Raw genomic sequence first — 20,995 nt, forward strand, 5'->3', positions numbered from 1 at the left:
CCGACCGGACTGTTTTCCTTGAGGTTTGATTTGCTGTTTCCTTTGCCTTTTCACAAGACGACCCTCCTTTTATTTCTTGCCTTTGACATAATCCGCATCAAACAGGAACAATTTGAACACCAGAATCAGAGATGGAATCAGCAGGCATAGTCCCCCGATAAATACAACGACAAGCGCGAAACCCATGGCTGGTGAGGTGGCACTGCTCTGAATCGTGATATACGGATCAAGAATGTACGGATACTGACCGATACCATAGGCAAAAAAGGCACAGAAAAATTGCAGCATGATACAAATAAAAGCAAGCCCGTAACGACGCTCGTTATGCAGCAGCCACATGGCTACCATGAAGAAAGCGACGGATAAGGCGAGCAGCCACCAGAGATCCATCATATTTTGAAAGTGACGCTCATTGTGTTGACCCAGATATATAAAAGCAGTCAGTGCCAGAATAATGGTTGGTGTACTCCAGAATAAAGAATAATTCCGCATGAGTTTCAAGGCACCCTTATCTTCTGCCCGTGATGCATAGAAGGTCAGAAAGGTTCCGCTAATAAACAATACAGATACAATTGCCAATCCAACGATACTCCAGGATAACGGATTGGTGAACAACGCCCAGTAATCCAGCGAAACCGTCTCTCCCTGTTTCAGAATGAAGCCACCCTCGGACAACGTCAGGGCTACCGATAGCGATGCCGGAATCAACAACCCTGTAGCTCCGTATAAAAACAGATACACGATGTTGTTCTTGGAACCGTAATTCTCAAACGCATAGAACGAGCCGCGAATAGCAAGTAGAATTACGGCGATGCTTCCAGGGACAATCAATGCTGCGCCATAATAAGAAGCTGTATCCGGGAAAAATCCGACGATTCCAATATAGAAAAAGACAAAAAATACATTCGTAATCTCCCAGACTGGCGATAGATAACGAGAGATCAAACGATTGATCAGATGATCCTGTTTCGTCAAACGTGCATAAAAGGCAAAAAATCCAGCCCCGAAATCAATCGAAGCGATGATCAGATATCCATAAAGGAACAGCCAGAGCACAGAAATACCAACCAATTCATAACTCATTGGGCATGTCCTCCATTCTCTGTACTTGCCGCAGTCTTATCTTGTTTGGCTTGTAACCATTTCTCCATTTCAAGCTCAGCAGGATTGTTATTGAACAATCGCTTCAACACGAGAGCACAGATCACACCAAGTACAATATACAGAAGTAAAAAGACAAAAAATAAAATTCGTACACTCGGCGATGAGGTCGCCGCTTCTTCTACCCGCATGTACCCTCGAATGATCCACGGCTGCCGCCCGACTTCAGCATAGAACCAACCCATCTCTACAGCGAGAAAAGCAAGCGGTGCACTTAGAGCAACAAGACGAAGTAACCATTTATTCAGCGGATTACGTTTCTTCCATAACACAAACAGAAAATATAAACTGGAGATAGCGAGCAGAGCGAATCCAATGCCAGCCATCAGATCGAATAGATAATGCACCAGCAGTGGCGGTTGTTCATCGGGTGGAAATTCGTTCAGCCCGGTGACCTCGGCATTGAAGTCTCCGAAGGCCAGAAAACTGAGCAGCTTGGGCAGATGTAACGCACCTATAATCTCATGCTCCGCATTCAGCCACCCGAGCAGAATCAAATCTGCGCCGCTCTCTGTTTCGAAATGCCATTCTGCGGCTGCCAGCTTCTCCGGCTGGTGTTCAGCCAGAAACTTGGCAGATACATCGCCAGCAAGTGAATTGAGCAAACTGAATACCAAAACAACGGCCATCATCAGGTTCAAGCCTTTTTTGTGGTACGCAGATGCTCCTCTTCTCAACATCGCCAGAGCCGCGATCCCGGCTAGTAAAGCGGCTCCTGTCAAATAAGCAGAGCTTAATACATGGAACACCTTGGAGAACGTTGCAGTATTCAGCATCGCTTGCACAGGGTTAACGGCCATAAATTGGCCAGCCTCCATGACAAAGCCTTGGGGTTGGTTCATGAACCCGTTCACGGTTGTAATGAAAACCGCAGACATCCCCGCTCCCAGAACAACAGGAATAGTCAGCAGCCAGTGGATATACGGGTTCTTGAATCGATCCCATGTATAGAGATAAATGCCGAGGAAGATCGCTTCGAAAAAGAAGGCGAACACCTCCATAAATAATGGCAATGCGATGACATTACCAGCCAGCTTCATAAAATTCGGCCATACCAGGGCTAGCTGCAAAGATATCGCTGTACCTGTCACCACCCCTACGGCCACCGAAATGACAAATCCTCTTGACCACCTCTTCGCCATAAGTATGTAATGCGGGTCTTTCTTCCGAATGCCGATGAATTCTGCTATCGCAATCATTAAGGGGATCCCCACACCGATGGTTGCAAAAATAACATGAAACGCAAGCGTTAAACCGGTTACGAGTCTACTCCATAACACTGTATCGATTGCCATTTTATACTGCCTCCTCTCAAACCCTATTCATTGCTGCTTCTGAACTAAAGATGTTTACACGTGCACTCCGATGACAGAATAACCCTCCAATCGCTGTTACCCCCAGATTTCTTTGATCCTAATTATTTAGAGGGGAAATCCGGTGATAGAGGCGACCGCTTCGCTTTTCCAGCTTTTTTCTGTCCTCTCCGTTTATGTGTAAACAAGCTGTGCGATTTGTTAAGACCTATCAGTTGAATAGTCCATTTTGAGATAGGCAAAACGAGTCCAATACATTATGAGAAAAAAATCACAAATGAGATGACAAAGATAGGTTGCCACACGCCTAGTGTATTTAATCCTGCAAACGTAGGACGATATTTCAAGGTCGAATTCCTTATATCCCCTGATCACACAGCGTCTTAGTCCTAGGCTTAGACCTATTAATCAAAATTATTATATCCTCAATTTTAAGCAATTCAATCGCTGACACGTCTTTGTTTACAAACGTTCAAGAAAGACTCAATTCTTTCTGACAACTTCGTGAAATTAAGCACAACTACCCTTTGGGGCTATTGCTTTATTAGACTCGGACGTGGTAATAAGCCCTCCTACTACACTAAAATGTTACAGATTATGCTGTCACTCATGATGATAACGAATTAACTGTGTTACACTTAGGTTACTTCACTGTCCTCGGACAGAGAAAAAAATGACATAAATACGAGCAATGATGCAAGGAGACGTGCCATTGAATATGTTTAAAGAGCAATTTGATCATAGATCGGAGACCGAAAGGCTGGTGATTCGGCCATTGCAAAATGAAGATTACGAGAACTGGCTGCACGAATTCGAGCGCAGATCTCCTTCCCAACATAGACACGACCCTGGAAAAATGGATATGAGCGAATGTACACTGGAATGGTTTGAGCGTTTAGTAGCGCGACATCAGGAACTGGCACGTAACGATAAAGTATATGTCTTGGGGGTATTCCGCAAAGAAGACGGCACTCATCTAGGTATGATTGATATAGCCACCTTGGCGAGAGAGCCTTTTCAGTGGGCAAGTTTTGGGTACACTATTCACAATCAGCACTGGAAAAAAGGGTACGGTAAAGAAGCGGTAAGCGAATTGCTTCGCATTGCAGCTGACTCTTTGAAATTCCACCGTTTGGAGGCACATATCAACCTGGATAATACTCCCTCGATCAAGCTCGCTGAAAGTGTAGGTTTGGAATTCGAATGTATCCGCAAAGGTTTTATTTATGAACATGAGGAATGGACGGATCATCTGGTTTATTTCAAGAACCTGTATTAAAGAGTCCTATTTATTTGAACACAGATAACCTAAAAAAAGCAGCTGCCTCCTAGGGCAACTGCTTTTTTATTTCTATATCAGAACAGACCAAGTGAAATCCAAAAATACGCCTTCCTTCACCAGGTAAATTCAGATCAGGGTATGCACTGTTTTTATTATCTACTCATATTCACATGTATTAATGTGACTTTTATGAAATACAGCCCTCGGGGAAATTGCAATAACACATGGATAAATGTACTAATTCTACTGTTATCTTTTTCCTGAGTCAGTTACACCCGCTGAACAGCCATTTCATTTAAGATATACTTTACCTCGTAGGTACCCTCTTTTAATTCGGATTGAATGAATGACTCTACGTCATCCTTTTCCACATCATACAACACTTCAATTTCTTTGGAGAACAAAAGGTTTCCTTCCTTAATTTTGTGAGACAATGCAGCGATCTTCTTCGGCTTCGGCGCTTCACCCAGAATCTGTTGCAGCGCTTGAACGTAGGTTTCCAGAGGGCGAGCCCCAACCACTTTGACGCCTTGCTGCTCCTCGTTCACAATAATAATGGAAGGGAAACCTCGTACGCCTAACCGGGCAGTCATCTCGAAGTCTTCTTCCAACAAGTCTTGTGCAGATTGCTGAGTAGCACTGTCCACGATTTCTTTTCCATTCAGCCCTAGCCCATTCACAAGCTCAATCAGTACGTCATCTTCTCCAATATTTCGATTCATTGCAAACACAGCTTCTCGCGCAACTCTCAGAAAGGCATGTTCTTTCCCAGGATGCATACGCTCTAAGACTTTAAATACGCGAGAAGGCGGATAGGAAGACTGGATCGGGTTCTCAAGCCAGAGGGAACCGTCAATCGGCATACGTGAATGCTCGCCTACTTCTCTCCAATGCCCCGCTACATCTTCAGGTTTCTGAATGCCGTTTGCCCCATCCGAGAACCCTTCCCAGCTTGCTAACAGACCACCCATTTTGGTTTCCACATTAAAATAACGACCGTACTCTTCTATAAATCGATTTAACACAGGTTCCAGTGCCCAGCAGTGTGAGCAGATCGGGTCCGTTGCATAATAAAGAGTTATTTTTTTCTCTTCTTGCTTCAGATTAATCACTTGCATCTCTTCATCATCAGTTACACCACATACTCCCGTTTCCAAATCACACATCATGGATTCATTACTCATCATTATCCCGCCTTTTTGATCTTATCTAATCGATTAACTTTGTGTTAGTATGATTATAATATCTACAATCTGAAGAACAAGTACGATTCTTTTTCTGACTAAGTATCAAAAAGTATACTAATGGGGGTTATCGCGTGAAATATGATTTTAATTTTGATCAACTCTGTCCGGCTACCTATGCTTTTCAGGTCATTGGTGGTAAGTGGAATCTGCCGATCCTGGCGATTTTAAGTGAACAAGATAACATTCGTTATAACGAGTTAAAAAGAAGGCTACCCGGCATCACACCAACGATGTTAACGAACTGTTTGAAAGACTTGATTCAATACGGAATCGTTCATCGGGAGCAATATAACGAAATACCGCCAAGAGTCGAATATTCACTTACACCATCCGGTAAAGAACTGGTGCCTTTAATTGAATCCATGGTGGTATGGGGTCAGAAAAATATGCAGCAAGGGTCTGATTCACTTCAAAACGGATAAATGCCTTGTGGCATCATACGTAGTTAGCGGAAGTCCTGTTGTCCATCTTTGTACTAAATCCGGATTAGCAATGAATGGTCGACCAAAAGCAGCCAGATCAATTACACCGTCATTGATTGCCTCCTCCGCCCTCTCCAGACTGAGATCCCCTACTCCGATAATCATGTGCTCCCATTGCATCCTAACCGCCTGATGGAAGTTAAATTCACCTGACCAGTCAGCTGCATAACTTTCGGTTGAGGGGTGCAATATGGTGATGCCCGTTTCACGAAAAAGCTCCAGATAGGCTTGGAGTGTCTCCGCCTTGGAATTCCATACATATGACGCATCATCATCTTTTTTTTCGGAAAAGCGGATGATGATACGCTCAGTGCTGATCTCTTTTTTTACCGCCATAATGATCTCTTTCAAAAAGCGAAGTCTCCCCTGGAGATTGCCCCCATACTTGTCCTCTCGTTTGTTCGTCCGCTCATTAATAAACTGGTCAATCAGATAACCGTGTGCCGCGTGAAGTTCAATCCCGTCAAATCCCGCCAAAACCGCACGGCGAGCAGCCATCTGGAAATGATACACGACATCCTCGATCTCTTGAGCAGTCATGGGTTGGGGCATTTCGTAGGGCTTGCGAAGTTTATGCACCTTTCCCTCCGCTTGTATAGGGGAGGGCGCCTGTGGCATCCTGCCGATTAGATCGGAATGTGACAAGCGGCCCACATGCCATAACTGTGCGATAATCGTGCCACCGTGCTGATGAACAGCCTCCGTTACTTTTTTCCATGAAGCAGTCTGTGCATCTGTATATAATCCGGGTACCCCGTACGTTCCTTTACCTGAGAGCATGGGGGTAATGCCCTCGGTAATAATCAAACCTACGCCATCCTTGGCTCGTTGTTCGTAGTATGCGGCGATTTCTTCTGTTACCGTTCCATCTTCATCTCTGGCAAAGCCCCTGGTCAACGGAGCCATGACGATTCGATTGCGAAGGTTCCAGTGATTGATCTTTACAGGTTTGAAAATATTTAAAAATGGGTTTGACATGTCTTTTCCTTCTTTCTTTTTGGAATTAAGGATATTGTAAAACGGATATGACATATCGTAAAATGATTATAATATATAGAAGTATCACTCCCAGTGATATCTTCATTAAAGGGATATCCGGCAACGAATACTCTCTTATCTATCTTTATTTTGTATTTAGGAGGCCGTCATGGAATTATCTGATATTGACATCATGCTCGCCGTTGGACGCACAGGAAAAATCTCACAAGCAGCCAAGGAACTGAACTATGCCCAGTCCAATGTCACGACACGTATCAAAAAACTGGAGGAAGAATATCAGGTCCAGCTGTTTGACCGTTCTTCCAAAGGCGTGAATCCTACGGAAAAAGGAAAGCAGTTCCTTGCTTATGCTGCCCGAATTCACAGCCTGCTGTATGATCTGGAGCAGGAGATGACAGACCCGAAAGAACCATTCGGCACGTTGAGGATCGGAATTGTCGAAACGGCAGCATCGCGGCGTTTCATCGAGATTTTGAACGAGTATCAGATGAGGTATCCAAACGTGTCTATCTCTCTGGTGAATGCTACCTCCCCCAAGGTATTACGTCATAAAATTGAGTCCTCTGAGCTTGATGGTGCTTTTATCAGTGGGGCATGTGTCAAGGAAGGATTGAAGGTCGAATACGAAATGCAGGACACGGTGCACATCATCTCCAAACAAACGGAGACCCCTCTTGAAACATTTTGTCAACTTTCATGGGTCGTGTTTCCACAGGGATGTCCATATCGTGAGATTACAGAGAAGTTTCTGGCGGAAGAAGGCCTTTCTGCCAAAAAGTTAATTGAGGTCAGTACAATGGAAAATCTGCTCAGCTGTGTAGAATCCGGGATTGCGGTTACGATCATGCCCTGCAGCGTTGTCCACAACCATCCTGAGGCATATTCAGTGCATAATCTGTCTGATGTACTCACGCCTACCACCACCACTTTTGTCCGGGGTGAAAACCGATATGTCAGCAGCGCGCTGCAGCAGTTCATCAGCTTGTTAAATGATAAGGGTATGACTTTCTGAATTTCTCTTTTTTACATTTCATGTATTAAAAAAGAGCAGCCGACTGGCTGCCCTCATGCATTTAGAAATGTACCTTAATAATCCATTTACTTACTTAAGGCTGTTCCAAAATTGCTGGAATGCCTCCTGCTCCACTTTGAAAAATACGGGAGCTTGGCCGTAACGTACCATGCCTTCCTCTCCAAACAGCACAAGCTGAACCTTTGTTTTATCATCCAGAGTCAAATAGAGCATTTTACGATCTTCTTTGCCATAGAGACGTTCTTGCAGTTCAGGACTTGCTGCAACCGGAGCTGCTAAAGACAGTTTCTCAATAAAGCTGTTCAGTGAGTCGTCTACCGGAAGCTGCTGGAGCTGCTGCAATCCGTTATTCCAGCTATCAAAGCCTTCCCATTGTGCCGCAGTCACATGATCCTTAATGTTAAGCTTGCCAAGAAGATCAGATAGGCCGCTGACCGATATATCATTGGTTTTATCAAACAATTGCGCATAGACTTGCCCGTCTATTTCGGTATACGACATCATCCGAAAATCCGAATCGTATCCTTTCACGGTGTACATATCTGCTGTACCAATCGTCGAGGCCAGCTCTTTGTAATCATCCTGACCACTTAGCTCATGAATACCACCAGTGGTTTTGCCCAGTTTCTCACCTCGCAGCGCCAAGGCATCTGCACCTTCCACTGTTGTCGCAGATTCGGTATAGACGTTACCATGATAAACAACCAATCCAATCATGTCTGCTTTAATATTCTGGTTATCCCCATTGGGCAGCTCAATCTTTGGAATCTCAACGGGAACAATGTTTGAATTCTCAGTCTTGATCACGGTCTGACCTTCGGTAACCGAGCCCTTGGCAACCCCTCCGGTATTTAACGCCACCTCTTTTGCAGGTGTAGTTGTTCCACCCCATTGCTGCCAGACGGTTGGTGCTGCAAGGCCGATACTGGCGGCAACGACAACGCTTGCTGCGATGTAAAGCGATTTACGAGGACGTTTCGTTGTTTGACGCTGCACATTCACGTTTTGTTCGATTCTCTTTTTCATTTGATGATCTGTTTTCATCTGATCCACCGCTTTCTTATATCGTTGTTTGAATTGTTGTTCGTTCATGATTGTTCCTCCCCCTCAAGCTCCAGTTTTAACAGTTGTCTCCCCCGTTGTAATCTCATCTTCACTGCTGATTCACTAATCTCTAAAATCTTGCTAATGTCCCGGACTGCATAATCTTCGTAATAATAGAGATGAACTACCGATCTATATTTCACTGGTAGAGTCAGCACAAGTTCAATCAAAGCCTGATCTTCAGGATTATCCAGCGTGATGTGTTCCACGGCTTCCAGCTTGTCTTCCCGTTTACGCCAGCCTTTACGGAGCAAGGATTTGCAATGATTCGTAATCACCCGAATCAACCATGCTTTCTGATGTTCTGCATCGTTGAATGCAGGCGCTTTTTCCATCCATTTGATGAACGTGTCCTGAGTAGCTTCTTCTGCGTCTTCTCGCCTGCCGAGATGAATCATTGCAATCCGGAACAGTGTATCCGCGTATGTATCATAGATGTTCGTGACTTCATCACTTGGTTGGGATATGGTTTGTTGCATGGTTGTTGTGCCCTCCTTTATACCCTTAACACTCTTACGGACGACATTTGGTCACATTTTGTTTTCACTTTTTATTTTCATTTTCTAAAAACGCAGAAAAGGCTATTTCGTCGACGACACACCATGTACGGTGTATGTCATTGAAATAGCCCAAACTTTATTATTCAGGTTAGCTGCAGAATGTTACGCTCTAAAGCTATGAAATAAAATTAGCTTATTTCCAAGTAGTCCAGATACGTATCCCAGGTACCATCGTCTGCTGTTACGATCAGCTCGATCACCTGATTTCCAGTACCATGACTGATATTATTCAGCGTATACACCGCGGGGCTACTGCCTCCAAAATAAAACGTGCCTTTGGTCTGCCCACCAATCTTTAGATCCACTCTGGCCATATTGGCGTTGTTCGACGCACCTCGCAGGGCGAATGAATGGGTTCCGCTTGAAAAGTTATGAGTTGTTCTTACAGCATCGTTATTGGCATAGAGAACAACACCGTTGAACGGAGAGCTAATATTGCCAGTATACTGACCGCTTTTAGTCATATTTTCGGCTTCAATTCTCACCGTTGTTGCTGGTGGATTGTTGGTTGTCCCATCCGGTGCAACAGCTCGTCCAGTGGATGGAGAGATCATTCCGGCACACAGGCCGCGGTTTTTCAGATTTTGAGCAATCTGAGGAATAGCCTGAAGTGTTGTCTGGTACTGATCATGCATCAAAATGACGTCACCGCTCGCCATACGATTCACTGCAGCTACAATCTGGGAGGCACTCGCACCATTCCAATCCTGAGAATCGACGTTCCACAATACTTCTCTCAAACCGTTCTGGCTAATGACTGATTTCACTGTTGCGTTGGTAGCACCATAGGGCGGTCTGAAGAGTGAAGGCGATGAACCTGTAATGGAACGAATGGTCTGCTGTGTACGTGTGATCTCAGATGCCATCTGAGAAGTATTCAGCTTTGTCATATCCGCATGCGTATAGGAATGGTTGGCAATCCACATGCCGGCGGATACCTGCGCACGAACCAAAGCCTGATTGTTTTGCGAGTTTTGTCCGGTATTAAACATCGTGGCGCGAAGACCCGACTGCTTCAAAGCATTAAGAATATTGTTGGTATTGTTGGAAGGGCCATCATCAAAAGTCAGACCTACATAACCGTTAGGACAACGGGCATCAGCTGCGGTGGCAGAAGGGAGTGGCGGTATAGCAAATAATGTACCTAAAAGAGCAACAGACATGGCAGCTTTAATGATTTTGGATTTAAACATGAATACACCTCCAGTAAAATAGTTAACGTAATTAATATTTTGATTTCATCATAAATTGTTTGTTCCTGTAGTCACCTATGCCTCCTCTCTTTTACTCATAACCCCTCCAATAAAAGCGCTTACATAAGAAAGTAAATAAAATGCGAACTGTCAGCACGAGTAGCGCTGGTTCGGGTTGAATCTAGTATATACGATGATTTAATAGAAGTAAATTCAAATTATTACAATATATCCTATTCTGTTTTTCACTTTACCTCCCTACCTCTCTTATCAGAAAAAAGAAAACTCCTCGATGCAGAGTTAACATCCACGTAGATGATTAGCCCTGTTTCAAGGAGATATACATTCTTCGCATATGGGTAAGCAGGTCATGAGTCAGACATGCTTATGATTGTCAGCCGCCCTGCATAAGCAGAACCGTCCTACGACGATTTACTATTTATTAAAGGTAACCTTCTCCGAGCTACCATCCAAAATGATGGATGTATCACGCGGTTTCGTTTCAGCGATTTTGCGACCTTTCCTGAAGGAATACAGAACTGCAGCCTGTTTGCGAACTGCTTCGTATTCATTCTCGGCTTCAAGTACGATGAAGTTCGCAGGTTTACCTTCTTCAACACCGTAACGATCCTCAATGTGCAGTGTTTTGGCACTATTTTTCGTAATCAGGTCGATCGAATTCACAATCTGATCGTATCCAAGCAGTTGTGAGGCATGAATGCCCATATGCAGCACTTGCATCATATTACCTGTACCGAGCGGATACCATGGATCGAAGATATCATCATGCCCGAAGCAGACGTTCAAGCCCGCTTCCTGCAACTCCTTCACCCGCGTCAGCCCTCTTCTCTTCGGATACGTATCGAAGCGTCCTTGCAGGTGAATGTTGACCAGCGGATTGGACACAAAGTTCAGATTCGCCATCTTCAGCAGACGGAACAGCTTGTACGTGTACGCATCGTTGTACGATCCCATCGCTGTTGTGTGACTTGCGGTCGTGCGTGAGCCCAGCCCGCGTTCATACGCTTCCTTGGCAACCACTTCAATGAAACGGGATTGCTCATCATCGATTTCATCACAGTGAATATCGATGAGACGATTATATTTTTCAGCCAGGTCAAAAGCCACTTTCATGGAATCGACGCCATACTCACGCGTAAACTCAAAGTGTGGGATGCCGCCTACAACGTCTACGCCCATTTTAAGTGATTCTTCCAGCAACTCGGCGCCGTTTGGATAAGAGTGAATGCCTTCCTGCGGGAAAGCAACCAGTTGAATATCGATGTAAGGTGCAAGTTCTTCCTTCACTTCAAGCATCGCTTTAACGGCGATCAGGCTTGGATCTGTCACGTCCACATGTGTTCTCACATGCTGAATGCCTTGTGCCATCTGCCATTTCAAAGCCGTTTTGGAACGTGTTTTGACATCCTCATGGGTCAGAAATGCTTTTCGCTCCGACCAGCGCTGGATACCTTCGAACAACGTGCCGCTCAGATTCCACTCCGGCTCCCCTGCTGTCAGAGTTGTATCCAGGTGAATATGCGGTTCAATGAATGGTGGAAGCACCAGTGCTCCACCCACATCCAGTGTCTCTTCGTTTGTATCTGTATCAGACTGTGTCTCTTGTGAGATCTGCTCAAATTCCCCGTCTCTAACGACGATATTCCAAAGGCCTTCTTTACCCCGCAATTTTGCGTTCTGTATAATCATGTGTTTTCCCCTTTTCTTTGGATGATGTCATGGACACGATAGCCATGAGGACTACATACGCCACGGCTGTACCGATCAGCGCGTTAAGCGGTGTTACTCCGGGAGCCAGCTGTGCAAATGCTACGCCGATGGCCCATGCAGCCATAGCTACCCAGTTTACTTTTTTGAAATTCATGTCGGCAAATGGTGCATACGATCTGCGTTTCACGATGAAATAGTCCGCAATGATGATCGCTCCGATGGAAGGAATCGCTGCACCCAGCACATTCAGGAAACCCACAAAGTTGTTGTACATCCACATCGCAAACACCGTTCCGATGATTCCGTTGATGATAACAAAAAACTTTTTCGAAATTTTCGTAATGTTGGCGAATCCTAAACCCGAAGCATATAGAGCATTGTCATTGGTTGTCCAGATGTTCAGGCCCAGTACGATGATTGCAGGAATGAGCAGCCCTTGCAGGAACATAACTTCAGATATATCAGCCAGGTTGTACGCCATTGCCCCGACAGCCCCGAACAAGAACATAAGCGAGTTACCGAGGAAAAATGCAATCACCGTCGCCGTAACCGCCTGCCGGGACGTCCGGGAAAACCGGGCAAAGTCTGGTGTCAGCGTACCGCCGCTTATGAAAGAGCCGATACAGATGGTCAGAGCCGCCGCCGCAGTAATTGTCTGTGTTGGCGTATAATCCAGAAGCCCTTGCAGACCGCCGAGTGATCCCGCCCCCTCAAACATGGAGTAACCCCCGAGTATAGCAATCGCCGGTACAGCAATATAACCAAGAATAACAAGAGATTTCATCCCGAAGATGGCTGAGGCCGTCATCGCCAGTCCAAAGATCAGGATCAACAGGTACACATTCCAGTCCATCGCTTTGGCAACCGGAATGGCAAACATCGCTACGCCGACACCGAACCATCCAACCTGTGTGAAACCCAGCAGGAATGAAGGCAGGTAAGAACCTTTTTCACCAAACGAATATTTCGCCAGCAAATGGGTGGACAATCCTGTCTTGGCAGCGATATGCGCCAGCGCTCCGGTATAGATGCCCAGCACCAGATTTCCTGCCAGTACGATCGCCATGAATTCCATAAAGGTCAGGCTGACACCAAGTGTCCCCCCCGCCAGCATGCTCGCTGAAAAAAAAGTAAAGCCGAGCATGACGGATAACGTCTTCCAAAAATGATTACGCTGTGCTTTTGGCACCTCTTGCCATGAAAACTCTTGATCTTGTTTGCTCATCAGAAAACCTCCAAATAAAAAGTGTTCTGATACCATAAAAAAGCAGAAAAAGAGGCTACTCATCACGCTTTACGCTGACAAGTAGCCTCTTTATGCATCATAACCCGCGCGAAGACACAGAACATTCCTGTGCATGAAATGCCTGATTCTCGCGTGATTACAAAATCCGCTGCCCTTGCCAGCCTCTCTGGACTGAATTAAAGGTACCAGTATTCAATTAGGTTCTATTATTTTGGAAAAATGTGAAACTGTCAATGTCATTATTATCCAATAACATTAATAATTCAACTACTAGAATTCGTTAGATAACGCACAATTCCAGACTGGGACTGGATTTCACATCTTCCTTTACTGCTTCGATATATTCTGTAGTTTTATTAAAAAAGAAAATGAAGAAGCAGGAACCATTCGCATAAATGTAGAATATTGTCATAAGTAATTTTAAACAGAGGTGTAAAATGAGAAAAATCGTAAGTGTACTTTTGTTCAGCTTGTTGTTTCTGCTCGCTCTGTCCAATGTGGGACATGCTGCCACAGCTACCCCGCAAACGAAGATTATATTAGATGGTCAGGAGCTTCTGTTGCCGTCAGATGTCGAAGTTGTCAATGTAAACAACAATGTCATGATTCCCATTCGTGTTGTTGCTGAGAATTTGAAATTCAACGTGAAATGGGATCAGAAGAGTCAAAATGTGAGCATCGAACAAAATGCCAAGGTCCTTTCTCTCAACGTAGGTAAGAAAGAAGCCAGGGTTCAGAATGTAAAAGTAACACTAAACACGGCGCCGAAATTAATCAAAAATACGGTCGTTGTTCCCCTTCGTTTTGTCAGTGAAGAAATGGGACTGTCCGTTAGCTGGAATAACAAAGAAAAAATTGTTGGCCTAACAAGCACTGAACTTCCTCCTGTTGCTGAGCCATCCCCTGCTCCCACTGTTCCTGGCGTAGGGAACAACATCGTATGGAGCAAAGTGAATGATATCAGCTTTGCTAATCAGCAGCTTGTTGTATCTGTTGACACAGAGGTTACACCACAGATTACCCGGTTAACGAATCCGGATCGCATCGTGGTGGATTTGCCGAATACCACCTTTGGTGATATGGGCTCAACCTTGTTGCAAGGTACAATGGGTAAGCTTGATGTCAGCGGAATAGCTAATGTGACAGATGTTCGATACTCCCTTTTCAAAAAAGATCCGGCTCAGGTCAGAGTTGTTATCGAATTGAATAATTTGAGCGATGTTCAGGCCAATTCTCAATATGTTAGCGGTAAACTGATTGTTGACTTGGCTCTGACAGCTACAATTGGTATTCCCGTTAGCCCTGGTGGCAATGACAGTGGTAAACAGGTTGTTGTTATTGATGCCGGGCATGGTGGGAAAGACCCTGGCACAATCGGCATCTCCAACACACAAGAGAAAGATTTCACCCTGCCACTCGCTCTCAAAGTTCAGTCGCTTCTGCTCCAGGAGCCTGATATTGACGTGGTGATGACACGTGAAACGGATGTTTATCCTACCCGCCCAGAGCGTGTGAAATTGGCGAACACGTTAAACGCGGATGTGTTTGTATCGATCCATGGAAACAGTGTAAAGGCTTCACCCCTGACCACAGGTACCGAAACGTTCTACTACAAACGAAACAGCAGTAAAACACTGGCTGATATCGTACACAGGCATCTGATTCAAGCATTAGGTTTTAAGGATCGCGGGGTTAAGAACGGCAATCTGGAAGTACTGCGAGATACAACGATGCCAGCTGTGTTACTTGAAATCGGATTCCTGAGCAATCTCGCTGAAGAACAAGCAATGCTCTCTGAAAATGTACAGAACACAGCGGCACAGGCCATCGTTGATGGAATCAAGGAGTTTTTGCAGCAATCCCAATGAACAAGGAAGTAACGGGAACTGAATGTGAAGATAAGGATGTGCTTAGGATGAGAAAAAAGTTAAACTACGTGAGCCTGCTCTACCTTACTGCCATAATGCTCATACTTGCTGGTTGTGGTAACAAGCCTGCCACTGACCCCGGAAATGCGGAGCCCGCACCCAATCCGACTCAATCTAACGGCTCTTCCCCCTCCGCACCAGATGTAGAGAAAAAAGAGACGCAGGAGATTGAAATTGGTTATGTAGATTCTGAACTTACACAAGTCAAAACAAAGAAAGCCACCATTGAGTTTTCGAACAGCAATGAGAAATATACACAGGCTTTTGATGTTTTGCAGCGTTCGGATGACCCGGAATATATTTCATTATGGAGTGACATTGGACTGGAATCACTTCATTTTCAGGAAAGCGATGGCAAACTTACGTTAAATATTCACATTCCGGATGAAGCGAGACTCGGTTCTGGTGGAGAACTTCTCTTCTTGGATGTGTTGAAGCAAACCCTGTTCCAGTTCGAGGAGATTCAAAGCATTCAGCTGTTGGTGGACGGCAAGGAAACCGAGAGCCTGATGGGTCATGTCGAGCTGGAGAATCCGATCGTTCGTGGTACAATGTAAATTGAATTTAAGAACATAATTTGGAGAAGTCTGATGTTAGTGATGAATATTGTGCTTGTTATGTTTCTTCTGGGTCTTCTGCTCGGGTTTGTTGGTGCAGGTGGTTCCGGTTTTATTATCTCAATCCTGACGGTTGTATTTGGATATCCCATTCATGTTGCTCTTGGCACGGCGCTTGCAGCGATGTTTTTCTCCTCGCTCTCCGGTTCAATCAGTCATTACCGGGAAGGAAATGCGGTGCCCAAAACCGGTGTGATCGTTGGGCTTGCTGGGGCAACAGGAGCTTGGATCAGCTCAGGCTGGTCTTCCTATATTCCAGAAGATCGGCTCGGTATGCTGACCTCCCTCATGTTATTTGCTTCCGGGCTCGCCTTGTGGCTTCGATTAATCCTTGTTTCGTGGCACCGTAATGGCTCCGAGATACAGACCGTTATGCTTGATGAAGGCGCACGATACTGGGTATATGCGCTATTGATCGGCGTGATTACTGGCATGTTGTCCGGTCTGTTCGGCATTGGCTCTACACCTTTTATTCAATTGGGACTTATGCTGATGTTAAATATGCCTATGCGATATGCTGCCGGAACCACAATGCTGGTCATTATTCCGATTGCACTAGCTGGGGGAGCCGGATATATGAAGATTGGTTACCTGGACTTGCAGTTACTGCTGCTTGTTGTGATCGGTACAATGTCCGGTTCATACGTTGGAGCGAAGTTCACCAAACGAGTGCCTGCTTTCTGGCTGAAAGTGAGCATGGTTGTGACACCGATGATTGGAGCCGCCATATTGTGGCTGTAACTTTCTTTCTTTTTTTGAGTTTGTATTAAGTTTGTATTGTAAGTCGCCATATAATGGCGCACAGATGAAGGTTTCATTAATAAAGGCTGTACCCTGTCATCTGGATGATGCGGGTACAGCCTTTATGGTGAACCTATTTTAGAAAAATGATTACTAAATTACTGAGTTACCCAATCCATGCCTATGATTATAAGCGCTGGAGATGGGTATCTTTAAATTCTGTTCCATACTTCAAGCCAAAACCAAACATGCGATCCATGCCGATGTGAGCGATCCAGATGAAGCTGATCAGCATCAGGAAGTCCATTTTCAAAGTATAACCTGCCGCCAAAAGTACCATAGGTACAATGTACGTGTGCCCCACATTATAGATCTGTGCACCCAGTTTGTTGTTAGCTGCATAACCGATTATGAATACATCCGGGAAGAGAAGCAACAGCAGGAAGAGCCACCAGGAGTAATCATTATAAAAATAAATCGTTGTCGCTGCCACGAGTACCAGTAAACCCTCTAATCGAATCCATAGTCTAGTCATTTGGTTTAATCTCCTTTGAATGTGATTTATTTTGATTTTGATGTATTCATTTGATCATTTCATCCCACTCAACATCCACCCGATGCCTTGGGATACCTGTTCGTGTGATAGTGGATGGCTGGATAGCAGCACAGGGGATTGTAATGTTAATCCGTCAAATACCGCTTGAATCAAGGCTGCTAAAGTCTCCTTTTGGGTTTCATCCAGCGGCAGCTCCATGCGATCAATAATTAATCGGATACCTGATTTCATCTCCTGGTACAGTTTCATTAACTCCAGAGCCAGCTTCTCGTTGTTCACACTCTCCGTCCACAAACTGATTAATAGGGTGAACCACTCCGGATTCGTGCTGCGAAATTCAACGACGTGTTGTAGTGCCTGCTGAAGTAACTCTGCAGGTGGTGCTGTCATATCCAATTGCTGTAGCGCTTCCTTCATGCCACGGTTAATCATCCATTCCCGTACAACTTCCACCAGAAGTGTTTCCTTCGTATTAAAATGGTATCCGATCAGCCCCTGAGCGACGCCAGCTTTAGCTGCAATCTCTTTCATCGTTGCCTTCGTATACCCCACCTGACCGAACAAAGTAAAGGCCGCTTGTAAAATGGCACTTCTTCGTTCGTCCTGATTCGTTGCTTGTGGTTTCGACATTATCATTTCAACTCCAATACTGTTTGTTTGAACAGTTAGTTTATGCTCTTATCTTAAAACTGTTTGTTCGAACAGTCAACACTTTTTTTAACATTTCAAATTGTATGTTGCTTCCAAATTAATATGTTATACTATACATGTTATATAAATGGTTTTTATTAGGAGGTTATAAAAGTGATGAGCAGTGTGGGATTGTCAGGTATGTTATTTGCAATAGTCTTTCTGATCCTTGTGATTATGCTGATTCGGAGAATATTGAAACGATGAGAAAAACAAACCTTATTAAAATGGGCTACTTCCGTGAATACATGCTGTTAAACATGAAGAAAGCGTTGTTTGCCAAAACAACGCTTTCGAGATATAAAGTGTCTCATCCAATTTTGAAAGATGTGTTAACACACCACCGTTCCCTTCAGTAACTTATGACCTCACCTTGAAAATCTTAATATCTACACCGCCGCCTTCCGCCGGATAGCCCTCACCAATAAGCGCATCCACGTTCAGTTGAGACAAAGCCTGACTGTTGGTGATGAGCCGAGGCGAAGTGCGAAAAAGCCTGTCACCTTTCATTTCCCCGATATATCCATTATTTTCGATGTAAATCTCACAAGCTTGCCCCATATAATCCTGTCCCTGTAACATATACCTGGCCGACAGGCTGTGACGTCCTCCCGCTTTTCCAATAATTTGTGTATCCACGCCTCCCTCACAAACGAAGCCTTCGAAACAGGTTCCGGTGACATGTCCTGCAAATGTAATCATCACTACCGAGTCACCATCCGCATTCTTTAACTCGATTGAATTTTCAATCTTCACATGTACGGTAAACAGTTCCTCCATCTCTAAACTCATTCTAATCACAGCCATCCTCTCTATCTGCCATTATTGTGATTCAACCCATTGAGTTTAACTATTCCTTGTTACTTCGTTAGATATATAAGGACTCCTGCTTGCAAGTGAATAAAACAAAGTAGAATGAATGATGGAATGATAACAAAAAAAGTTGCCATGACAGCAACTTTGAGAGGTCAAGCAACCATTTTATAAGAAGATCACCAGACGTGATCCAGTTCGGGATGAAAGAAGGCATAACCTTGCTTTCCATTTTTCTTGATTCTGTACATAGCCATATCCGCAAGTTTCAGAAGTTCAGTCGGATCTTGCCCGTGTTTTGGAAAAAGACTGATGCCAATGCTGGCAGACAGATGAACTTCAATGGCATTAACATGAATCGGGATTTCAAACGCTGCGGTCAAGTTTTTGGCAACGATCTCCGCATCATCGTCTTCCTTAAGCTGATTCAAGATAATGCTGAATTCGTCTCCACCCAGTCTTGCTACGCAATCCGTACTACGAATGTTGCCCCTCAATCGCTCGGACACTTCCATCAAAACCTGATCTCCAATCTCATGACCATAGGTATCATTAATCTGCTTGAATCCGTCGGTATCTATATACATTACGGCAAAACGTGTCTCACTTCTCAGTGCATTGCTAACAGACCATGCCAGCCGATCCTTGAAAGCCAGCCGATTGGGAAGACCTGTCAAGGAATCATGCAGGGAAAGATGTTTGCTGATTTTCTCGGAAACTTTGATCTTGGTATACTCCGTCTCCAGTTCCTTAATCAGGTTTTTGAGTTTGTACACGCGAGTGCTCGTATTGGTTGTGTCGCTAATCTGTAGCAGTGCATAACTATGCTCGTTTTCATAAAGCGGTTCAACATGCAGATTCTGTCTGTAAAAGCTTTCATCTCCTCCATCCTTCGGAAGCACAAAAGATTTATGTAGAGCGCTGGAGCAGAACCTGCTTTGCCCATGATACAGCGCATTTTGTATAATGTTCATATACATAGTAGCCTTGAATCTGGGGCAAATCTCAAGCAGATTTTTACCCAGCACGTCTCCAGCGAGCATACCTGTTAAACGTTCCAACCAGCCATTCCAGACGAGAATTTTCAATTGTCTGTCCACAATCATAATGCCCATTTTGGTTTTGTTCAGTGCTTGTACAATGAGATTATCCATGTTTATCCTCCCAGTAGAGCATCTATCTTATCCAGCAGACTGGAGATGGAATCCATGCTCAACGCAATAACGATAATTCCTTTTACATCTGTGTCCGCAAGCAAAAAGGAGGTGTGCAGCACCAATATGTACACTTCGTTCTCAAGCAAGATTTGCGGGTCAGTTCGAGTAACATGAATCAGCTCAATATCAGGCAGTACATACTCCAGCTTCATTTCGAGGAAATTTCCGAATTCACCGATTATCGCATTAAGCAGCACATTGCTGACCTCTTGGAGTACATCGAGATCAGTATCCATTAATCGACAATCATTCGGATCCACATTCTCTGTGAGTTCGCCGAGACACATATTTGCCAGCACTTTGGCCTGCTCGGTGGGGAACATCAGGAAGGCTTTGCCTTGAAACTGATACCCAAATTGCAGTGATGATCTAAAGAGATGACCTTCGGCAAATAAAATATTGTACCTCCCGTCCTCCCGATCCACTTCATTAATAGAGATTAGCTCAACTTCAGGGATATTGAGAACAATATGCCTGTCTACAATTTCCGATAACATGTTAGCTGCTTGTCCAACGTAAACGTTGACAAGTTCGGTAAGCAGGTCTTTCTGCAGCTCATTCAGCATAATGTGCCACCCGAATCATTTGGAGCAATGTACTCGCTCTTTCAGCTGTTAACGGTTTATTCAAAAATCCCGAAATACCAAGTTCCTCCACTTCTTCACGGGTGGCCTTTTGAATATCTGCTGACAAAATAATAATTTTGACGTTCTGATCCTTCTCTCGAATCAGGCGAAGCATATCCTGACCACCCAGTCCTGGCATCAAAAGGTCGGTTGTTATTAAATCAGGTTTGAAATCCTGATAGAGTTGGTATCCATCTTCCCCGTTGGTGGCCGTTCGAATTTCGCAATCCGGAATATGATCGCTAATCAACTTGCTCATCAATTTCTGCACAAAAATCGAGTCTTCCACAATTAATACTTTCATGATTCTACTCAGTCTCCTTGAATAAGTTTTAAGGGCGCAAGATATCAGGCGCTGTAGACAGTTCTTGAGAAGGAGCTTCGCGCACAGGTGGAACCCCTTAAAAATGACTGACAGATAAACAGGCAAAATAATATAAATTTATAGTAACTCAA

Annotated in this window: 22 protein-coding genes; 7 read left to right on the top strand and 15 right to left on the bottom strand. The window is 44.5% G+C overall.

Annotation, left to right across the window (positions count from 1 at the left end; genetic code table 11):
* Positions 1–69 precede the first annotated feature (69 nt).
* Positions 70–1,083 carry a cytochrome d ubiquinol oxidase subunit II gene (locus ACR8BL_RS02445; RefSeq protein ID WP_434751138.1) on the bottom strand — a complete coding sequence of 338 codons (1,014 nt, stop codon included), beginning with the start codon at positions 1,081–1,083 and terminating at the stop codon, positions 70–72.
* Positions 1,080–2,456 carry a cytochrome ubiquinol oxidase subunit I gene (locus ACR8BL_RS02450; protein ID WP_434751139.1) on the bottom strand — a complete coding sequence of 459 codons (1,377 nt, stop codon included), beginning with the start codon at positions 2,454–2,456 and terminating at the stop codon, positions 1,080–1,082. Before ACR8BL_RS02450 ends, ACR8BL_RS02445 begins: the two co-directional genes overlap by 4 nt.
* Before the next feature lie 736 nt (positions 2,457–3,192).
* On the opposite strand from ACR8BL_RS02450, the gene ACR8BL_RS02455 reads away from it, so the two are divergent.
* Positions 3,193–3,753, top strand: coding sequence for a GNAT family N-acetyltransferase (locus ACR8BL_RS02455; protein ID WP_434752988.1), 561 nt, complete (start codon positions 3,193–3,195; stop codon positions 3,751–3,753).
* A gap of 272 nt (positions 3,754–4,025) precedes the next feature.
* Here ACR8BL_RS02455 and ACR8BL_RS02460 read toward each other — a convergent pair whose 3' ends face one another.
* A complete protein-coding gene (locus ACR8BL_RS02460) occupies positions 4,026–4,940 on the bottom strand; it encodes a DsbA family oxidoreductase (protein WP_434752989.1) in 915 nt (304 codons plus the stop codon).
* Between the two features lie 134 nt (positions 4,941–5,074).
* Here ACR8BL_RS02460 and ACR8BL_RS02465 point away from each other — a divergent pair, with 134 nt between their 5' ends.
* On the top strand, positions 5,075–5,425 hold the full coding sequence (locus ACR8BL_RS02465; RefSeq protein WP_434751140.1) for a winged helix-turn-helix transcriptional regulator: 351 nt from the start codon (positions 5,075–5,077) through the stop codon (positions 5,423–5,425).
* Here the strand turns inward: ACR8BL_RS02465 and ACR8BL_RS02470 are convergent.
* Positions 5,408–6,463 carry an alkene reductase gene (locus ACR8BL_RS02470; protein WP_434751141.1) on the bottom strand — a complete coding sequence of 352 codons (1,056 nt, stop codon included), beginning with the start codon at positions 6,461–6,463 and terminating at the stop codon, positions 5,408–5,410. The genes ACR8BL_RS02465 and ACR8BL_RS02470 overlap by 18 nt on opposite strands.
* Before the next feature lie 169 nt (positions 6,464–6,632).
* Between ACR8BL_RS02470 and ACR8BL_RS02475 the strand changes: the two genes are divergently transcribed.
* Complete coding sequence (locus tag ACR8BL_RS02475) at positions 6,633–7,496, top strand: LysR family transcriptional regulator (RefSeq protein WP_434751142.1); 864 nt, start codon at positions 6,633–6,635, stop codon at positions 7,494–7,496.
* 90 nt (positions 7,497–7,586) lie between these two features.
* Here the strand turns inward: ACR8BL_RS02475 and ACR8BL_RS02480 are convergent, their stop codons facing one another.
* From ACR8BL_RS02480 to codB, 5 genes are all read right to left on the bottom strand, one after another.
* Positions 7,587–8,609, bottom strand: coding sequence for a hypothetical protein (locus ACR8BL_RS02480; protein WP_434751143.1), 1,023 nt, complete (start codon positions 8,607–8,609; stop codon positions 7,587–7,589).
* Positions 8,606–9,100 carry an RNA polymerase sigma factor gene (locus ACR8BL_RS02485; protein WP_434751144.1) on the bottom strand — a complete coding sequence of 165 codons (495 nt, stop codon included), beginning with the start codon at positions 9,098–9,100 and terminating at the stop codon, positions 8,606–8,608. The genes ACR8BL_RS02480 and ACR8BL_RS02485 overlap by 4 nt, the downstream gene beginning before the upstream one ends.
* Before the next feature lie 209 nt (positions 9,101–9,309).
* Positions 9,310–10,374 (bottom strand): polysaccharide deacetylase family protein, encoded by a 1,065-nt coding sequence (locus tag ACR8BL_RS02490; protein WP_434751145.1) that lies wholly within the window; start codon positions 10,372–10,374, stop codon positions 9,310–9,312.
* Positions 10,375–10,809: 435 nt separating this feature from the next.
* Positions 10,810–12,084 carry a cytosine deaminase gene (locus ACR8BL_RS02495; RefSeq protein WP_434751146.1) on the bottom strand — a complete coding sequence of 425 codons (1,275 nt, stop codon included), beginning with the start codon at positions 12,082–12,084 and terminating at the stop codon, positions 10,810–10,812.
* A complete protein-coding gene (gene codB / locus ACR8BL_RS02500) occupies positions 12,053–13,330 on the bottom strand; it encodes a cytosine permease (protein ID WP_434751147.1) in 1,278 nt (425 codons plus the stop codon). Before codB ends, ACR8BL_RS02495 begins: the two co-directional genes overlap by 32 nt.
* 458 nt (positions 13,331–13,788) lie before the next feature.
* Here codB and ACR8BL_RS02505 point away from each other — a divergent pair, with 458 nt between their 5' ends.
* The 3 genes from ACR8BL_RS02505 to ACR8BL_RS02515 are packed head-to-tail and all read left to right on the top strand — an operon-like array spanning position 13,789 to position 16,637.
* On the top strand, positions 13,789–15,219 hold the full coding sequence (locus ACR8BL_RS02505) for an N-acetylmuramoyl-L-alanine amidase (protein WP_434751148.1): 1,431 nt from the start codon (positions 13,789–13,791) through the stop codon (positions 15,217–15,219).
* Positions 15,220–15,266: 47 nt separating this feature from the next.
* On the top strand, positions 15,267–15,836 hold the full coding sequence (locus ACR8BL_RS02510) for a GerMN domain-containing protein (RefSeq protein ID WP_434751149.1): 570 nt from the start codon (positions 15,267–15,269) through the stop codon (positions 15,834–15,836).
* 33 nt (positions 15,837–15,869) lie between these two features.
* A complete protein-coding gene (locus tag ACR8BL_RS02515; protein ID WP_434751150.1) occupies positions 15,870–16,637 on the top strand; it encodes a sulfite exporter TauE/SafE family protein in 768 nt (255 codons plus the stop codon).
* 187 nt (positions 16,638–16,824) lie between these two features.
* Here the strand turns inward: ACR8BL_RS02515 and ACR8BL_RS02520 are convergent, their stop codons facing one another.
* Both ACR8BL_RS02520 and ACR8BL_RS02525 read right to left on the bottom strand, forming a co-directional pair.
* The gene (locus ACR8BL_RS02520) at positions 16,825–17,172 is read right to left on the bottom strand and encodes a DUF4260 domain-containing protein (protein WP_434751151.1); all 348 of its coding nucleotides are present in this window, start codon (positions 17,170–17,172) and stop codon (positions 16,825–16,827) included.
* A gap of 54 nt (positions 17,173–17,226) precedes the next feature.
* Positions 17,227–17,823 carry a TetR/AcrR family transcriptional regulator gene (locus tag ACR8BL_RS02525; RefSeq protein ID WP_434751152.1) on the bottom strand — a complete coding sequence of 199 codons (597 nt, stop codon included), beginning with the start codon at positions 17,821–17,823 and terminating at the stop codon, positions 17,227–17,229.
* Between the two features lie 263 nt (positions 17,824–18,086).
* Between ACR8BL_RS02525 and ACR8BL_RS02530 the strand changes: the two genes are divergently transcribed.
* Positions 18,087–18,242, top strand: a complete 156-nt coding sequence (locus ACR8BL_RS02530) for a hypothetical protein (protein WP_434751153.1) — start codon at positions 18,087–18,089, stop codon at positions 18,240–18,242.
* Between the two features lies 1 nt (position 18,243).
* Here the strand turns inward: ACR8BL_RS02530 and ACR8BL_RS02535 are convergent, their stop codons facing one another.
* The 4 genes from ACR8BL_RS02535 to ACR8BL_RS02550 all read right to left on the bottom strand — a co-directional run bounded on the left by ACR8BL_RS02535 (position 18,244) and on the right by ACR8BL_RS02550 (position 20,843).
* Entirely contained in the window at positions 18,244–18,675 is a 432-nt protein-coding gene (locus ACR8BL_RS02535) for a DUF3237 family protein (RefSeq protein ID WP_434751154.1), read from the bottom strand.
* Positions 18,676–18,875: 200 nt separating this feature from the next.
* Entirely contained in the window at positions 18,876–19,850 is a 975-nt protein-coding gene (locus tag ACR8BL_RS02540) for a diguanylate cyclase domain-containing protein (RefSeq protein ID WP_434751155.1), read from the bottom strand.
* A 2-nt stretch (positions 19,851–19,852) separates the two neighbouring features.
* Positions 19,853–20,479, bottom strand: a complete 627-nt coding sequence (locus ACR8BL_RS02545; protein WP_434758314.1) for a chemotaxis protein CheC — start codon at positions 20,477–20,479, stop codon at positions 19,853–19,855.
* Entirely contained in the window at positions 20,469–20,843 is a 375-nt protein-coding gene (locus ACR8BL_RS02550) for a response regulator transcription factor (RefSeq protein ID WP_434751157.1), read from the bottom strand. Before ACR8BL_RS02550 ends, ACR8BL_RS02545 begins: the two co-directional genes overlap by 11 nt.
* Between the last annotated feature and the right edge of the window lie 152 nt (positions 20,844–20,995).

The organism is Paenibacillus amylolyticus (genome assembly GCF_051136285.1).
Lineage (GTDB): Bacteria > Bacillota > Bacilli > Paenibacillales > Paenibacillaceae > Paenibacillus > Paenibacillus amylolyticus_F.

What these genes read in the sequence shown, in the direction of transcription:
- ACR8BL_RS02445 (WP_434751138.1), bottom strand. Translation starts at nt 1,083, where the DNA reads ATGAGTTATGAATTGGTTGGTATTTCTGTGCTCTGGCTGTTCCTTTAT.
- ACR8BL_RS02450 (WP_434751139.1), bottom strand. Translation starts at nt 2,456, where the DNA reads ATGGCAATCGATACAGTGTTATGGAGTAGACTCGTAACCGGTTTAACG.
- ACR8BL_RS02455 (WP_434752988.1), top strand. Translation starts at nt 3,193, where the DNA reads ATGTTTAAAGAGCAATTTGATCATAGATCGGAGACCGAAAGGCTGGTG.
- ACR8BL_RS02460 (WP_434752989.1), bottom strand. Translation starts at nt 4,940, where the DNA reads ATGAGTAATGAATCCATGATGTGTGATTTGGAAACGGGAGTATGTGGT.
- ACR8BL_RS02470 (WP_434751141.1), bottom strand. Translation starts at nt 6,463, where the DNA reads ATGTCAAACCCATTTTTAAATATTTTCAAACCTGTAAAGATCAATCAC.
- ACR8BL_RS02475 (WP_434751142.1), top strand. Translation starts at nt 6,633, where the DNA reads ATGGAATTATCTGATATTGACATCATGCTCGCCGTTGGACGCACAGGA.
- ACR8BL_RS02480 (WP_434751143.1), bottom strand. Translation starts at nt 8,609, where the DNA reads ATGAACGAACAACAATTCAAACAACGATATAAGAAAGCGGTGGATCAG.
- ACR8BL_RS02485 (WP_434751144.1), bottom strand. Translation starts at nt 9,100, where the DNA reads ATGCAACAAACCATATCCCAACCAAGTGATGAAGTCACGAACATCTAT.
- ACR8BL_RS02490 (WP_434751145.1), bottom strand. Translation starts at nt 10,374, where the DNA reads ATGTTTAAATCCAAAATCATTAAAGCTGCCATGTCTGTTGCTCTTTTA.
- ACR8BL_RS02495 (WP_434751146.1), bottom strand. Translation starts at nt 12,084, where the DNA reads ATGATTATACAGAACGCAAAATTGCGGGGTAAAGAAGGCCTTTGGAAT.
- codB (WP_434751147.1), bottom strand. Translation starts at nt 13,330, where the DNA reads ATGAGCAAACAAGATCAAGAGTTTTCATGGCAAGAGGTGCCAAAAGCA.
- ACR8BL_RS02505 (WP_434751148.1), top strand. Translation starts at nt 13,789, where the DNA reads ATGAGAAAAATCGTAAGTGTACTTTTGTTCAGCTTGTTGTTTCTGCTC.
- ACR8BL_RS02510 (WP_434751149.1), top strand. Translation starts at nt 15,267, where the DNA reads ATGAGAAAAAAGTTAAACTACGTGAGCCTGCTCTACCTTACTGCCATA.
- ACR8BL_RS02515 (WP_434751150.1), top strand. Translation starts at nt 15,870, where the DNA reads ATGTTAGTGATGAATATTGTGCTTGTTATGTTTCTTCTGGGTCTTCTG.
- ACR8BL_RS02520 (WP_434751151.1), bottom strand. Translation starts at nt 17,172, where the DNA reads ATGACTAGACTATGGATTCGATTAGAGGGTTTACTGGTACTCGTGGCA.
- ACR8BL_RS02525 (WP_434751152.1), bottom strand. Translation starts at nt 17,823, where the DNA reads ATGTCGAAACCACAAGCAACGAATCAGGACGAACGAAGAAGTGCCATT.
- ACR8BL_RS02530 (WP_434751153.1), top strand. Translation starts at nt 18,087, where the DNA reads ATGAGAAAAACAAACCTTATTAAAATGGGCTACTTCCGTGAATACATG.
- ACR8BL_RS02535 (WP_434751154.1), bottom strand. Translation starts at nt 18,675, where the DNA reads ATGAGTTTAGAGATGGAGGAACTGTTTACCGTACATGTGAAGATTGAA.
- ACR8BL_RS02540 (WP_434751155.1), bottom strand. Translation starts at nt 19,850, where the DNA reads ATGGATAATCTCATTGTACAAGCACTGAACAAAACCAAAATGGGCATT.
- ACR8BL_RS02545 (WP_434758314.1), bottom strand. Translation starts at nt 20,479, where the DNA reads ATGCTGAATGAGCTGCAGAAAGACCTGCTTACCGAACTTGTCAACGTT.
- ACR8BL_RS02550 (WP_434751157.1), bottom strand. Translation starts at nt 20,843, where the DNA reads ATGAAAGTATTAATTGTGGAAGACTCGATTTTTGTGCAGAAATTGATG.